This window comes from Streptomyces sp. NPDC001156 (assembly GCF_053598275.1).
In genome coordinates this window covers 67,964-80,939 of sequence record NZ_JBSFJX010000012.1, presented here as the reverse complement: position 1 = coordinate 80,939, position 12,976 = coordinate 67,964, and the positions used below count along the sequence as shown (strand labels likewise).

General features: G+C 69.6%; 14 protein-coding genes. 6 read left to right on the top strand and 8 right to left on the bottom strand.

The genetic code is table 11. The features are described 5' to 3' along the window. Positions 1–9: 9 nt before the first annotated feature. Both ACWDA7_RS09345 and ACWDA7_RS09340 read right to left on the bottom strand, forming a co-directional pair. Positions 10–549: a SixA phosphatase family protein gene (locus ACWDA7_RS09345; protein ID WP_450603536.1), complete on the bottom strand. Its 540-nt coding sequence runs from the start codon at positions 547–549 to the stop codon at positions 10–12. Further along, entirely contained in the window at positions 546–1,226 is a 681-nt protein-coding gene (locus ACWDA7_RS09340; RefSeq protein WP_450603535.1) for a hypothetical protein, read from the bottom strand. Before ACWDA7_RS09340 ends, ACWDA7_RS09345 begins: the two co-directional genes overlap by 4 nt. A gap of 699 nt (positions 1,227–1,925) precedes the next feature. Here ACWDA7_RS09340 and ACWDA7_RS09335 point away from each other — a divergent pair. The 5 genes from ACWDA7_RS09335 to ACWDA7_RS09315 all read left to right on the top strand — a co-directional run bounded on the left by ACWDA7_RS09335 (position 1,926) and on the right by ACWDA7_RS09315 (position 7,406). Beyond that, on the top strand, positions 1,926–3,341 hold the full coding sequence (locus ACWDA7_RS09335; RefSeq protein WP_450603534.1) for a cytochrome ubiquinol oxidase subunit I: 1,416 nt from the start codon (positions 1,926–1,928) through the stop codon (positions 3,339–3,341). Further along, entirely contained in the window at positions 3,338–4,327 is a 990-nt protein-coding gene (locus tag ACWDA7_RS09330; RefSeq protein WP_450603533.1) for a cytochrome d ubiquinol oxidase subunit II, read from the top strand. Before ACWDA7_RS09335 ends, ACWDA7_RS09330 begins: the two co-directional genes overlap by 4 nt. A 221-nt stretch (positions 4,328–4,548) precedes the next feature. Next, on the top strand, positions 4,549–5,436 hold the full coding sequence (locus tag ACWDA7_RS09325) for an alpha/beta hydrolase (protein ID WP_450603532.1): 888 nt from the start codon (positions 4,549–4,551) through the stop codon (positions 5,434–5,436). A gap of 889 nt (positions 5,437–6,325) precedes the next feature. Further along, on the top strand, positions 6,326–6,733 hold the full coding sequence (locus tag ACWDA7_RS09320; RefSeq protein WP_450603531.1) for a CoA-binding protein: 408 nt from the start codon (positions 6,326–6,328) through the stop codon (positions 6,731–6,733). 490 nt (positions 6,734–7,223) lie between these two features. Further along, a complete protein-coding gene (locus ACWDA7_RS09315; RefSeq protein WP_450603530.1) occupies positions 7,224–7,406 on the top strand; it encodes a hypothetical protein in 183 nt (60 codons plus the stop codon). 8 nt (positions 7,407–7,414) lie between these two features. On the opposite strand, the gene ACWDA7_RS09310 is transcribed toward ACWDA7_RS09315, so the two are convergent. The 6 genes from ACWDA7_RS09310 to ACWDA7_RS09285 form a co-directional block, all read right to left on the bottom strand. Continuing rightward, positions 7,415–8,275 carry an ABC transporter permease gene (locus tag ACWDA7_RS09310; RefSeq protein WP_432925337.1) on the bottom strand — a complete coding sequence of 287 codons (861 nt, stop codon included), beginning with the start codon at positions 8,273–8,275 and terminating at the stop codon, positions 7,415–7,417. Then, the gene (locus ACWDA7_RS09305; RefSeq protein WP_450603528.1) at positions 8,235–9,089 is read right to left on the bottom strand and encodes an ABC transporter ATP-binding protein; all 855 of its coding nucleotides are present in this window, start codon (positions 9,087–9,089) and stop codon (positions 8,235–8,237) included. The genes ACWDA7_RS09310 and ACWDA7_RS09305 overlap by 41 nt, the downstream gene beginning before the upstream one ends. Continuing rightward, positions 9,086–9,541, bottom strand: coding sequence for a MarR family winged helix-turn-helix transcriptional regulator (locus ACWDA7_RS09300; protein WP_359398391.1), 456 nt, complete (start codon positions 9,539–9,541; stop codon positions 9,086–9,088). Before ACWDA7_RS09300 ends, ACWDA7_RS09305 begins: the two co-directional genes overlap by 4 nt. A 76-nt stretch (positions 9,542–9,617) precedes the next feature. Next, entirely contained in the window at positions 9,618–10,631 is a 1,014-nt protein-coding gene (locus ACWDA7_RS09295; RefSeq protein WP_450603527.1) for a cation diffusion facilitator family transporter, read from the bottom strand. 184 nt (positions 10,632–10,815) lie between these two features. Beyond that, entirely contained in the window at positions 10,816–11,367 is a 552-nt protein-coding gene (locus ACWDA7_RS09290) for a DinB family protein (RefSeq protein ID WP_450603526.1), read from the bottom strand. A gap of 38 nt (positions 11,368–11,405) precedes the next feature. Beyond that, positions 11,406–12,062, bottom strand: a complete 657-nt coding sequence (locus ACWDA7_RS09285; RefSeq protein WP_432925347.1) for a TetR family transcriptional regulator — start codon at positions 12,060–12,062, stop codon at positions 11,406–11,408. A gap of 148 nt (positions 12,063–12,210) precedes the next feature. Between ACWDA7_RS09285 and ACWDA7_RS09280 the strand changes: the two genes are divergently transcribed. Next, complete coding sequence (locus ACWDA7_RS09280; protein ID WP_432925349.1) at positions 12,211–12,768, top strand: NAD(P)H-dependent oxidoreductase; 558 nt, start codon at positions 12,211–12,213, stop codon at positions 12,766–12,768. Positions 12,769–12,976: the final 208 nt, after the last annotated feature.

Genomic DNA, 12,976 nt, shown 5'->3' with positions numbered 1-12,976 from the left:
CCACCCGCCCTACTTCCCGCCCCTCGGCACGGTCACGTCCGTCAGGAGTGCCGCGCCCGGGGCGAGGGCGTCCCAGCTGACGCCGTGCCAGGCGAGTACGGCGATGGCGGAGGTGGGGAACTTGGCGCGGACCCGGTCCAGGGTGTCGTCGAGGCCGTCCCCCGCGAGTGCCAGAACCAGCTCCGCCAGACCCGGATTGTGACCGATCACCAGCAAGGTCTCTACGGAGGCGGGTACGTCGCGTACGGCCTGAAGCAGGTCGGGCACGTCGGCGGCGTAGAGCCGCGGGTCCAGTCGCACTGGTGGTGGAGTGCCCCACTGGGCCGAGGCGAACTCCCAGGTCTGCCGGGCCCGGACGGCGGTCGAGCACAGCGCGAGGTCGGGCAGCCAGTCCCCTTCGGCGAGCGCCCGTCCGGCGGCCGGGGCGTCCCGGCGGCCGCGCGGCGCGAGTGGCCGCTCGTGGTCGTCGACCCCGGCGGGCCAATCGGACTTGGCGTGCCGCAGCACGACGAGTCTGCGCAGCGGGCGGTCATCGGAGTGGCCGTTCACGCCTGGGCCCCGATCTCACGGGCGAGGCCCAGACCCAGCAACCGGTCGGCGTAGGCGTACGTCTCGAAGCGCGCACCGTCCGGCACGTCGTCGGCGCTCTCCACCCGGCGCAGCACATCGAGGACGGCCGGCATGTCGAGATCGTCCTCCCAGGCTGCGCGCAACGCGTCCCGCACCTGCGGGGGGATGGGTTTCGAGGGGCGGGTCGACCAGCCCGCGACGGCCTTCCGCCAGTGCGCGAGCGTGTCGCGCGCCTCGCCGAGGACGGCCGCATCCAGCTGCACGGGCTCCCGGCGCGCACGGGCGAGCAGGGCTAGGCGAACGGCCGACGGCTCGCCGGCGTCGTAGGACCCGGTCGCCGGAGCCACCTCGACGTGCACTCCGTCGGGAGCCGTGCCCCCCGCGCCGAGGACGTGCAGGACCCGTCCGACGCCGGGTGCGTCGGGCTCCGCGGGCCGGATGGCGAAGTCCTCGACGCGTGCCCGGAGTCCGGCGGGCAGCGCGGCGACCGTGACCACGGGTGTTCCGCTCAGTTCCAGGGCCCGGGCCAGCGTGTCGGCCACCAGCAGCACCCGCAGGGCGGAGGTGTCGGCGCCGGCCGTGTGCGCCTGGACGCGGACCAGGCCCGGACGGATCTCGGTGGGCTCGCCGCTGCGGGCGTCGATGATTCGGAGCACGGAGCGAGCGTAGGCGGCCGACGGCCCCGGCGCAGCGAAGCGGGGGCCGTTCCGGACACACGTGCCCCGGCGGGGCACCGCATCGGTGCGCTGTCCTGCTCGGCGTTTCCGCCGACTGGCGCCGACGGCATGGCCCTGCAGGAGGAACCTGCGAAACCGTCGCCCGGCGGAGCGGGTGTGCCGCCGAGTGGCTGTTTACCATCGGCCGCGGAAGGCAAGACATGCTCGGAATCACCCCGGCAATCACTCGGCCCGGCCACTCGGGAGGATCACTCTTCAGGCTGGCACAAGGTGCCGAAAGGTAAAGGCCATGAACGATGCGCAGGAGACGGGAGCGGGCGTCGAAAAGACGACGGCAAAAGAGGAGTTTCGCGGCCCGCGGCCGACTCCCCAATCCCGCCGTTGTCCTGCGTCCGGGTGGCGCGAGCCCAGGAGTGTCAGCCGGTTCATGGTCCGCTGGAATCCGCCGTTGAACGGGCCTCGCGCCATCCCGCGGATAAATGAGGCGAACGGGGATTCGACTGTCCGGCCGACGCCTGGCCGGGCCATATAGAAGGCCTGCGCCTGGACGGCACGTCAGCATCCGGATGTGTTCGCCGCCTGGCGGGAGCGCCCCGGCCGCTGGGTGCCGGCGCCGGCAGCCCGTTTTCGCCACGCCAAACGAATCGTCCGCCACCGTCCGAGTCGAAAAGAGGAATTATGGTGTTGTCTGCCCTCCTGGGAGCCGCCGACCCGCCACAACTCCTCCCCGCGCGCGAGCAGATGGCGTTCACCCTGGGCTTCCACATCATTCTGGTGCCCTTCGGTGTCGCCTTCACTTTCATGATGCTGTTCTGTCAGTACTGGGCGCTCCGCCGCGACGATCAGCAGGCGCTGCTCCTGGCGCAGCGGTGGTCCAAAGTGGCCGCCGTACTGTTCGCCGTGGGGGCCGTGACCGGCACGGTGCTGACGTTCGAGATGGGGCTGCTGTGGCCCGGACTCATGAACAGATTCGGGTCGGCGTTCGGGTTTCCTTTTGCCATCGAAGGGCTCTTTTTCTTCCTCGAAGCCATCTTCATGGCCATCTACATCTACGGCTGGAAGAGGCTTCCACCGTGGCCGCACTTCTTCACCGGTGTGGTGGTCACCCTGGCGGGCGTCGGCGGAACGGCCTCCGTCATCGCGGCCAACAGCTGGATGAACCAGCCTGCGGGGGTCGTGGTGAAGAACGGGCGTGTGGTGGACGTGATCCCGTCCAGGGTCTTCTTCAACGGCGCGTTCTGGTGGGAAATGGTGCACATGCTCCTCGCGGCGTACATCGTCGCGGGGTTCATGGTGGCGGGGGTGTACGCCTGGGGCCTGCTCAAGGGACGTCGGGACCGCTACCACCGGCTCGGGTTTCTCGTCCCCTTCACGGTCGCCGCAATCGCCATGCCGCTGCAATTCATCGTCGGGGACACCATCGCCCGCCAGGTGTTCGACAGGGAACCGGCGAAGTTCGCCGCCATCGAGATGGTGCCGACCACCGGCGATCACGTTGCGGAGACCGTCGGCGGCGTCTACATCGACGGCAAGGTGCGATACGGCATCCCGCTGCCCGACGTGGCCTCGATCCTCGCCGGTTTCCGCCCCTCCACCACGATCAAGGGGTTCGACGCGATCCCGGCCGCCGTACGTCCCACGGACGCCGTGGTCAGCGTCGTGCATCTCGCCTTCGACGTCATGGTCGGCACCGCCTCACTCCTGCTCCTGCTGTCCCTTTGGTTCGGCTGGCTGTGGTGGCGGCGGCGCGAGGTGCCGATGAACCGCTGGTTCCTGCGCTGTTCGGCCATCGCCGGTCTGGTCGCGCTGTTGTCCCTGGAGAGCGGCTGGGTGGTGACCGAGGTCGGGCGCCAGCCCTGGACCGTCGTGGGGCTCTTGCTGACGAGGGACGCGGTCGCCACGCAAGGCAATCTGTGGCCGCTCTTCGCGACGGTGCTCGCGATCTATGCCTGCGTCGGCGCCGGCGCCTTGTACGTCCTGCGCACCATGGGCCGCCGGTGGTCCCGGGAAGGTACCGACGCCGTCGCGGTCCCGTACGGCCCCGAGCCGGCGCCGGCGATGAACGGGCGCTCCACCGGAGGTGATGACGCATGAGCACCTTGATCGCCGCGATCCTGTTCGTCGGGGTCATCGCCTATGCCCTCTTCGGTGGGGCGGACTACGGGGCCGGCTTCTGGGACCTGACGGCCGGGGGACCTGCCCGGGGACGGCACGCTCGCGAGCTGATCAACCTCTCCCTCAGCCCGGTGTGGGAGGCCAACCACACGTGGCTGATCTTCTGCCTCGTCACGATCTGGACGGGCTTTCCCCAGGCCTTCACCGCCATCACCACCACCCTGTACATCCCCCTCGGGCTGGCGGCACTGGGCATCGTCGCGAGAGGAGCGGGCTTCGCCTTCCGTCATGTGCTGACCCGGAGCCGGGGCGAGCGGATCAGCGGTGCCGTCTTCGCCTGTTCGTCGGTACTGACTCCGTACTTCTTCGGCACCATCGCGGGCGGGATCGCCTCCGGACGCGTCCCCTCGGCGGGGCACGGTGACGCGCTGACCAGCTGGGTCAACCCGACGTCCATTCTCGGCGGAGTACTCGCGGTCACGGTCTGCGCCTATCTCGCCGCCGTGTTCCTCACCGGACAGGCCCAGCGCCGTGGAGACACCTCGTTGGAAAAGGCGTTCCGCTACCGGGCCTTCGGCGCGGGCATCGCCGCGGGTCTGGTGGCACTGGCGGGTGTGTTCCTCCTGCACACGGACTCCCCGCGCCTGTTCCACCAGCTGAGCACGGTGGGCGCTCCGCTCCTCGCCGTCTCCGGCGTGTGCGGCCTCGCCGCGCTGCTCCTGCTGCGCAGGGGCCGCCCTTCCGTCGTACGGACCCTGGCGGCCATCGCGATCGCCACCGTCGTCGCGGGCTGGGGCATCGCCCAGTACCCCTACCTCCTGGGCACGCATCTGACCATCCAGCACGCAGCGGCTCCGGCGGCCAGCCTGTGGGTGCTGTTCATGGTGACCTGCGTCGCCGCAGTGCTGATCGCGCCCTCGCTCCTGGTGCTGTACAGCCTGCAACTGCGACGCAAACTCGGCTGACCCCGCACCTCGACCTCCACGGCCGTTTCCGCGGGTGGGGCGGGAACATCACCCATTGGGCCCCTCGTAACGAGCACTACGCACTGGCGGGCACATAGTGTCGCAGAAGAGGCCGATCTCATGTCCGGCCGCGGATTGCTCGGCGACGCCTTCCGATGCACGCGCATCCTCGCAGTCGCACGCTCGGGTGGAGCAGAAGAGCAAAGGAGGACTGCCCGTTCATGCATGTCTTCGGATCACGAAGAAGCCTCATACGGATCGCACTGTGCGCATCGGCAGCCACTGTCGCAGGGACCGCCCTGACCATCAATTGCAGCACCGAGGCCAGGAACGGACAGGCAATCGCACGGACGGCCACCGTCCAGCTCGCCGGAAGCCCGGCGTCGAAGAGCAGCAAGCCCACCGTGGTGCTGGTGCACGGCGCCTGGGCCGGAACATCGAGCTGGAACGGTGAGATCGACATTCTCCGGCGCGAGGGATACACCGTCCGCGCCATCGCCAACCCGCTGCAGAACCTGACCACCGACTCACGCACGGTCGCCGACTTCGTGCAGAGCATCCCCGGAACCGTGGTCCTGGTCGGGCATTCGTATGGCGGCGCTGTGATCACCAATGCGGCCGCCCAGACCGGGAACGTCAAAGCACTCGTCTTCGTCGACGCCGCCGCCCCGGCCGTAGGGGAGACCACGGCGTCCCTGAGCGGTTCCACTTCCGCCCTCAACGCACCGGCCAGCACACTGTTCGACTCGGTGCCCTACGCCAACGCCCCGGCCGGAGCCAGCAATCTCTATCTCAAGAAGGGCGTCTTCCTGAAGAACTTCGCCAACAACCTGCCGGTGCAACAGGCCACCGATCTCTGGGCGTCGCAACGCGCCGCCTCGACCGCCGCCCTCAACACCCCTTCCAAGTACGCGGCGTGGAAGACCATTCCCTCCTGGTTCTTCATCAGCACCGGAGACCAGATCATCACTCCCGCGTCCGAGATGAAGATGGCGCGGCGGGCAGGCTCGAAGGTCACTACGTTCGAGGGCGGTTCGCACCTCACGCTCATCTCCAACCCGGAGCCGGTCGCCAAGGTCATCGAATCGGCCATCGATGCCGTGAGGTGAGAGCCTCACGAGCTGATTGAGCGGAACCAACGGATTTCCTGGACCAGTTCGCCGAGCGTCCCGGGCAGAGATCCGTCCGGCCTCCGCGGGTGCCGCAGCGGCTTCTCGTCGAAGCGCTGCGGCACCGCACCGGTCAACGGCGACGGCCATCACCTCCGCGTCCCCGCCTCCCGTACCGAACCGCGGACCTCTTCCGCAGGTCACTGGCTACCACTCGAGGTGCCCGGTCGTTGACGGTTGTGCCGGGGAAGAGGTGGGGCCTTGTGCCCCGAGACGACGACGCGCGGTCGACAGCAGCGATCTTGTCGATGACAGCGATCCAGTGGTTTCGCCGCTCAGCGAGCGGGCGGGCCTTTTCGCCGCCGGCCAGGTAGGGGTGGACACCGTTGTAGACGATGTCGCCGGCGACGACGAGGCCGAGATCCGAAACGTGGCCCGCGATCCCCGCAGGACTCGGTACCTCTCCCCAGTCGAAACCGGCCGCATCGGGGCACCGCCAGGCGATGCTGGACCAGGGGCGAGGGCACGCTGGACGACGATGTCCCGTGCTCAAGGATGCATGTTCCGCGCAGTTTCCTGCACAGAGACCACGCGCGCCGGGGGCTTGATCTCACAACAGCCTAGATCACTCGGTAAGTGCCGTGCCGCACTCTGAGCCGGGTCGCTCCCGTCTCCCGCTGTGCGCATGCTGCCTGGGCCCGGGCCCAGGCCTCGCAGGGTCGGTCGACACGTCTGGAGGGATCGGACCTCGGTGAGAGGAGGAGTGGATCCCCTCCCCCTCTTACTCACCTTCCTCCCGCTCTCCTCACTCTCCGGGAGCCGCCGGGAATGGCACACAGTCGAAGGTCGTTTCCGTCTGCGGCGAACATCGACCCAGCGGAGGCAGAGCATGCACAGTGAGACGGAGACAGTCCGCAAGATCCTGACCGAACTCGGTGACACCTGGGCGATCGTCGGTCTCTCCTCGAACGAGCAGCGCGCCGCCTACCGAGTCGCCCAGGTCCTTCAGCGCTTCGGCAAGCGGATCGTCCCGGTTCACCCGAAGGCCGAGACGGTGCACGGGGAACAGGGTTACCCATCTCTCGACGCCATTCCGTTCGACGTCGATGTCGTCGATGTCTTCGTGAACAGCGATCTTGCCGGCGCGGTCGCCGATGAAGCCGTGGCGAAGGGCGCCAAGGCCGTCTGGTTCCAGCTCGGCGTGCTCGACGAGGCGGCGTACGAGCGGACGCGCGACGCGGGTCTCGAGATGGTCATGGACCGCTGCCCGGCGATCGAGATTCCGTCCCTGCACTAGTCCGTGTCCCGGTGGCCGCGCCGGCCCACGGGCCGGCGCCGGGCCACCCGTATGGCCGGGCCGTGAGGACCCAACGAGTGAACGGATGTGCGGGTCAGGCGGGTCCAGGTTGTCCTCGCGACTATGGTCGATCTTGCGAAGCTACTGGTCAGGCGGTGTCGAGGGGTCTGCCCCGCACCGCCAGCGTCGACGAGACGGGGCCGCGCAGGGCGCCGACTCGCCGGACTCGATGACGCCGTCCCCGCCGAACTCACGGAGCAGGACGACGCGGTCGTGGCGCCGAGCCGCTCGAGGTACGAGCGCCACACCATGCCGACCGGGTACAGGAAGGCTTCCTCGGTGAGGACGTGCCTTCCCTCCCGCACCACGCCACCGGGGTTCGCAGTCGGCGGGTGCTGGGTGATGACAGGCGTCCGCCTGCCTCCGCTGAGGTCTTCGCGTCAGGGCGAAGCCTCTCGGAGGCGGCGGACGGGACCGTCCGGGAGGCACCATGTGGACCGTGCTGGAGCAAGTGGCCGTCGCCGCTCCGCAGCTCATCCTCTATGCGGTCGGACTCTTCGTCGTCATGATCCTGCTGTCACTCCTCATCAGCCTGCGCCAGGCGGAGGCGGCGGAGCGTCCCGAGATCATCAGGGCCCTTGCCGATCTGATGGCGTTCTGGAAGAAGCGGTGACCGCGGGCTCAGCGGGCCAGCCGCCCCAGCAGCGACGAGGCCGAGGTGATACCCAGGGCCGCGGCCAGCGCCAGGACGCCGAAGTCGGCCAGCAGGTGGGAGGGTGTGCCGAGGAGGAGTCCGCGCAGCGCGTCGACCTGGTAACTGAGGGGGTTGACCTTGCTGATGGCCTGCAGCCAGCCGGGCATGACGGACACGGGGTAGAGGGCGTTGGAGCCGAAGAACAGCGGCATGGTGATCGCCTGGCCGATGCCCATCAGACGGTCGCGGGTGAGCACGATGCCCGCGATCGTCATGGACAGGCAGGAGAAGAAGGCCGAGCCCAGGACGACGGCCACTGCGACGCCCAGCAGTCGCAGCGGGTTCCAGGTCATCGCCACGCCGAGGACCGCCGCGATCAGGACGACCACGACCGCCTGGATCAGCGCCTTGACCCCGGCGGCGAAGGCCTTGCCGGTGATGAGCGCCGCCCGCGGGGTCGGTGTGACCAGGAGCTTGGTGAGGATCCCGGCGTCACGCTCCCAGATGATCATGATGCCGTAGAAGATGGCGATGAACATCGCGGACTGGGCGATGATGCCGGGGGCCAGGTAGTCCAGGTATGGGATGCCGCCGGTGGGGATCGCCCTGATCCGGGTGAAGGTCTCGCCGAAGATCAGCAGCCACAGCGCCGGCTGGATGGCGCGGGTGTACAGCTCGGTGCGGTCGTGGCGCAGTTTCTGCAGCTCGACCGCGCACATCGCGCCGACCCGGGCCGGCAGCACCTTCCAGCCGGTCCGGGCCCGCGGCGGGGCCAGCAGCAGGTCGAGCTCCACCTCGCGCGCGGGATCAGCCGACACGGGACGCGGTGCGGCGGGTGCTTCGGACATCGCGGAAGTCTCCTGACTGGTCGTCGAGTCCACTGCCGGCGACGTCCCGGAAGACGTCCTCCAGCGTCGGCAGCGGGCCATCGGTGCCGAGCCGCTCCCGAAGGCCGCTCCTCAGCTCGTCGGGCGTGCCGAGGGCACGGACGCGACCGCGGTGCATGAGAGCGACCCGGTCGCAGTATTGGTCGGCCTCGTCCATGTAGTGGGTGGTGACGAGGACGGTCATGCCGGTGGCGGCCCGCACGGCGTTGATGTGGTCCCACACGTTGGTCCGGGCGATCGGGTCCAGGCCGATCGTCGGCTCGTCGAGGATCAGCAGCCTGGGCGCGCTCACCAGGGCTTGGGCGAGTTCGAGCCGGCGGACCATGCCGCCGGAGTACGTCTTCGCCAGCCGGTCGGCGGCGGCGGTCAGGTCGACGGCCGCGAGCGCCTGCTCCACGCGCCGGGCCCGCTCACGCCGGGACACGTCAAACACGCGGGCGAACAGGGCGACGTTCTCCCGGCCGGTGAGCCCGGAGTCTGCGGAGAGCTGCTGCGGTACGTAGCCCAGCAGGCGCCGTACGTCCATGCGCTCACGGGTCGCGTCGTGACCGAAGACGCGAACCATGCCCGCCGGGACCGGGAGCAGGGTGGTGAGACAGCGGATCGCCGTAGTCTTGCCCGCTCCGTTCGGGCCGAGCAGTCCGAACACCTCGCCGTCGCCGACGGAGAGGTCGAGCCCGTCGACCGCGGTGGTCTCCCCGAAGGAGTAGCGGAGTCCGGCACAGGTGACCGCGTCGACCTTCGGGGTCTCGCCGTCCGTTGCGCTGCGCTTCATATCTCCTCGGCCTCCTCGTGCAGGTTCTCCGCCAGCTTGCGCAGGGCCGGAAGGGCCGCTTCCAGCGCCTTGCGATCCACCTCGTCGAGGCGGGCCACCTGGCGGCGCACGAGTGCCGTGCGCCGCTCCCGCCAATCCCTCAGCCGCGCCTCCGCGGCTTCCGTGGGCAGCAGTCGCGCGGCCCGCCGGTCGGCCGGGTCCGTCTCGCGGACCAGATAGCCGTCCCGCACCAACTGGTTGACGAGCGTCGAGACGGAGTTTCCCGCCAGATACAGCTCCCTCGCGGCGTCCGACACCCCGATGCCCGGCCGCGTCGCGACGAGGCGCAACAGCTCCACCTCGGCACCGCGCAGCCGCGGCGCACTGATCCCGCGGCGCAGCCGCCGCCGGATCAGCCGCTGCACGCCGACGAGCGCGTCCGACAAATCGTCGGTGAAGTCTTCCGATCCCACATCCGCAAGATTACCTCTGCATCAGAGGTAATCGGCAAAAGAGACGGTCAAGACGGGACGGGCACGGCAGTGCCCGTCAGTGGTGGTGCGGCTCCTCCCGGTGCACCGGGCCGTGCGGGGCCTCGCAGTGGGCATCCGCGTCGTCCGCCCTCTTCCGGTCGCCCGGCAGCGCCAACTGGAGGACCTGCTCGGGAGCATGGTCGACCTGGAGGGTGGTGTGAGTGATGCCGTAGTCGTGCCGCAGGACGTCCTCGAGATCACGGCGGACGGCGTGGCAGTCGCGGCCGGGCTCGACCAGGACATGTGCGGACAGCGCGGCCTGGCCGGAGGTGATCTCCCACACGTGCAGGTCGTGCACCTCGACGACGTCGGCCCGGGCGACGAGCCGGTCGCCGAGCGCGTCCGGGTCCACGTCGGCGGGCGCCGCCTCCAGGAAGATGCGACCGGAGTCGCGCAGCAGCCCGTACGCGGCCTTCACCATCAGCACCACGACCACGAGCGTGGCGACCGCGTCGGCGCGCTGGAAGTCCGTCAGGACGACGACCAGACCGGCGACCGCGGTGCCGATGAAGGCGAAGAGGTCGTTCAGGATGTGTTGGTACGCACCCTCGACGTTCAGTGAGGTGCGGTTGGCCTTCGAGATGCACCAGGCCGCGGCCACGTTCACGACGATGCCGACGAGGGCGGTGACCAGCATCGCTCCCCCGACGACTGCCGGTGGGGCGATGAGGCGCCGTACGGCTTCGTACGCCAGCCAGACGCTCAGCAGGAGCAGCGTGAGGCCGTTCGCCTGGGCGGAGAGGATCTCCGCGCGCTTGAGCCCATAGGTGAAACCGCCGCGGGCAGGACGAGCAGCGAGCCGCATCGCGACGAGGGCGAGCACGATGGACGCGGCGTCGGTGAGCATATGGGCCGCGTCGGAGATCAGGGCCAGGGAGCCGGCGAGGACACCGACGACGACCTCGACCGCCATGAACACGGTGATCAGGGCCAGCGCGAGGGCCAGCCAGCGGCGGTCGGCGTCCGCGGACACACCGTGGGAGTGCCCGGCGTGGCCTCCCACGCCGTGCCCATGGCCGTGGTCGCTCATCTGGTCCGCCCTCTCCCTTGCATCGGGTGCCCTGATCGCAGTGAAACGCATCGCGGGGCCCTTCGGCAAAGGCTGCATCGGTGACCATTGTCATGTCCGATAATAAGCCGCTGACCTGCACAAACGTCCTAGCCTCGAGACACACCCCGGATAGGCGCTCCGCACACGCCCGCGTAGGCGCTCCTCACACGCCGACTGCCCCGTCGATGCGCTCCCGCAGCAGATCCGCGTGCCCGTTGTGACGGGCGTACTCCTCGATCATGTGGATGAGTACCCAGCGGAGCGAGACCGTGCCACGCCAGGAGTCATGGCCTTCGACGTCGAGGTGCGGCGCGTCGGCGGCGAAGGCTTCGGCGAAGGCGACCTCGGCACGCCAGGCCTCCCAGGCTTGGAGGACCACCTCCGGGTCGGGGATCGCCCCGGTGAAGTCCCCGTCGGGGTCGGCGGGCGAGGAGAACCTGGGCGGTGCGTCCTGACCGGCCAAGGCACACCGGAACCACCGGCGTTCGACGTCGGCGAGGTGCCGGACCAGGCCGAGCAGGGAGAGGGTGGACGGCGCCACGGAGCGCTGCGACAACTGCGTTTGCTGACCCTGGCACTTGAGTTCCAGCGTGGTGCGCTGGGCGGCGAGGAAATCGCGCAGGAGGGTGCGTTCGCCGCCCGTGGCGGGGCCGAGGGGACGGGGATCCGGCCCGGCGGCGACGAACATCTCGGCTCTTCTGCTGGGAGGGGTCATGGCCACCATCTTCGGGCCCTCGAAGGCTCGAAGGGACGTCAGCCGCTACATCGGCCGGTGAACCGGTCGACCAGGTCGTACCAGCCGACCTCGAGGCGCTCCATGGACATCCCGCGGCCGGTGACCAGGTGGTCGACGAACACCGTCTCCAGGTAGGCGAGCAGGGTGTGCGCGACGAGGTCTATGTCGCCGTCGGCGCGCGCCTCGCGCAGCAGCATGCAGACGTGGGCCAGCCGGAACTGGTACGGCGGACTCGTACGAATGCGGCCCGGCTCCGCGTGGGCGGCCAGATACAGATCCCGGTGTGCCTGCTCGTGGCGCATGAGGGCCGAGCCGAAGGCGTGCAGCCGCTCCACCGCGGGCGCCCCCGGGCCGACCGGCGACGGTCCTGAGATCAGGGCCGCCTGGAACTGCTCCTCCTGATGGCTGAGCAACGCCACCAGGAGGCCGGTGCGGTCGCCGAACCGACGGAAGACCGTGCCCTTTCCAACCCCGGCGCCACAGGCGATGGCCTCCATGGTCACGTTCGCGATGCCGCGCTCGGCGGCCAGGCGGGCGGCCACTTCCAGCAGGCGGGTGCGGTTGCGCGCGGCGTCGGCGCGCAGTTGGGCGCGCTCACCACTCGGCATGAGGCTGAGGTCCGCGGGGCCCCGGTCGTCCGGCGGCGCGGGGAAGTGCGGAAGCGGCTCGGTCATGAGATCAGCCTAGCGCCCCGGGAAGACAATCGGACCGTGGTCCGTTTGACATGATAGAAAGTGGACCGAGGTCCGGTTAAAGTGGTACAACATTCAACGGACTCAGTCGTTCCGTTCGTGCTGATCGTAGATTCTGGGAGTTAACGCCATGTCCGTACGCATCCTCGCCCTCGTCGGCAGCCTTCGCGCCGGTTCCCACAACCGCCAGCTCGCCGAGGCCGCCGTCAAGCACGCCCCCGAGGGCGTGGAGGTGGTGCTCCAGGAGGGTCTGGCCGAGGTGCCCTTCTACAACGAGGACATCGACGTCGAGGGCAACGTGCCCGCCGCCGCGGCCACGCTGCGTGCCGCCGCCAACCAGGCCGACGCCCTGCTGCTGTTCTCGCCCGAGTACAACGGCACCATCCCGGCCGTTCTGAAGAACGCGATCGACTGGCTGTCCCGCCCGTACGGCGCCGGCGCCATGGTCGGCAAGCCGGTCGCGGTGGTCGGCACGGCCTTCGGCCAGTACGGCGGTGTGTGGGCGCAGGACGAGGCCCGCAAGGCCGTGGGCATCGCCGGCGGCACCGTCGTCGAGGAGGCCAAGCTGTCCATCCCCGGCTCCGTGACCCGCTTCGCCGAGACCCACCCGGCCGACGACGCCGAGGTCGTCGAGGGCCTGACCAAGGTCATCGACCAGCTCTCGCAGGCCGCCCCCGCCGCCGCCTGATCCCTAGGGGATCCGGCTCGTCGGCGCCCCGTGCGTGACCGGCCGTGGGCCAGAACCCCCGAGGGTTCTGGCCCACGGCCGTCTCCGCACCCCACCGGGACCGCACCGTGCCACCGTGAGTCGACCGCGTACCCCGCAGGGGCTTCCCTACACCCTTGACCGGCTGTGCATCCGGTGCCTGTTCGCCCATCAGACACACGGTTCCGCT

Bases quoted from the DNA above. Each gene is read 5' to 3' on its own strand.
- ACWDA7_RS09335 (WP_450603534.1), top strand. From the start codon at position 1,926: ATGGTGTTGTCTGCCCTCCTGGGAGCCGCCGACCCGCCACAACTCCTC.
- ACWDA7_RS09330 (WP_450603533.1), top strand. From the start codon at position 3,338: ATGAGCACCTTGATCGCCGCGATCCTGTTCGTCGGGGTCATCGCCTAT.
- ACWDA7_RS09325 (WP_450603532.1), top strand. From the start codon at position 4,549: ATGCATGTCTTCGGATCACGAAGAAGCCTCATACGGATCGCACTGTGC.
- ACWDA7_RS09320 (WP_450603531.1), top strand. From the start codon at position 6,326: ATGCACAGTGAGACGGAGACAGTCCGCAAGATCCTGACCGAACTCGGT.
- ACWDA7_RS09315 (WP_450603530.1), top strand. From the start codon at position 7,224: ATGTGGACCGTGCTGGAGCAAGTGGCCGTCGCCGCTCCGCAGCTCATC.
- ACWDA7_RS09310 (WP_432925337.1), bottom strand. From the start codon at position 8,275: ATGTCCGAAGCACCCGCCGCACCGCGTCCCGTGTCGGCTGATCCCGCG.
- ACWDA7_RS09305 (WP_450603528.1), bottom strand. From the start codon at position 9,089: ATGAAGCGCAGCGCAACGGACGGCGAGACCCCGAAGGTCGACGCGGTC.
- ACWDA7_RS09295 (WP_450603527.1), bottom strand. From the start codon at position 10,631: ATGAGCGACCACGGCCATGGGCACGGCGTGGGAGGCCACGCCGGGCAC.
- ACWDA7_RS09290 (WP_450603526.1), bottom strand. From the start codon at position 11,367: ATGACCCCTCCCAGCAGAAGAGCCGAGATGTTCGTCGCCGCCGGGCCG.
- ACWDA7_RS09285 (WP_432925347.1), bottom strand. From the start codon at position 12,062: ATGACCGAGCCGCTTCCGCACTTCCCCGCGCCGCCGGACGACCGGGGC.
- ACWDA7_RS09280 (WP_432925349.1), top strand. From the start codon at position 12,211: ATGTCCGTACGCATCCTCGCCCTCGTCGGCAGCCTTCGCGCCGGTTCC.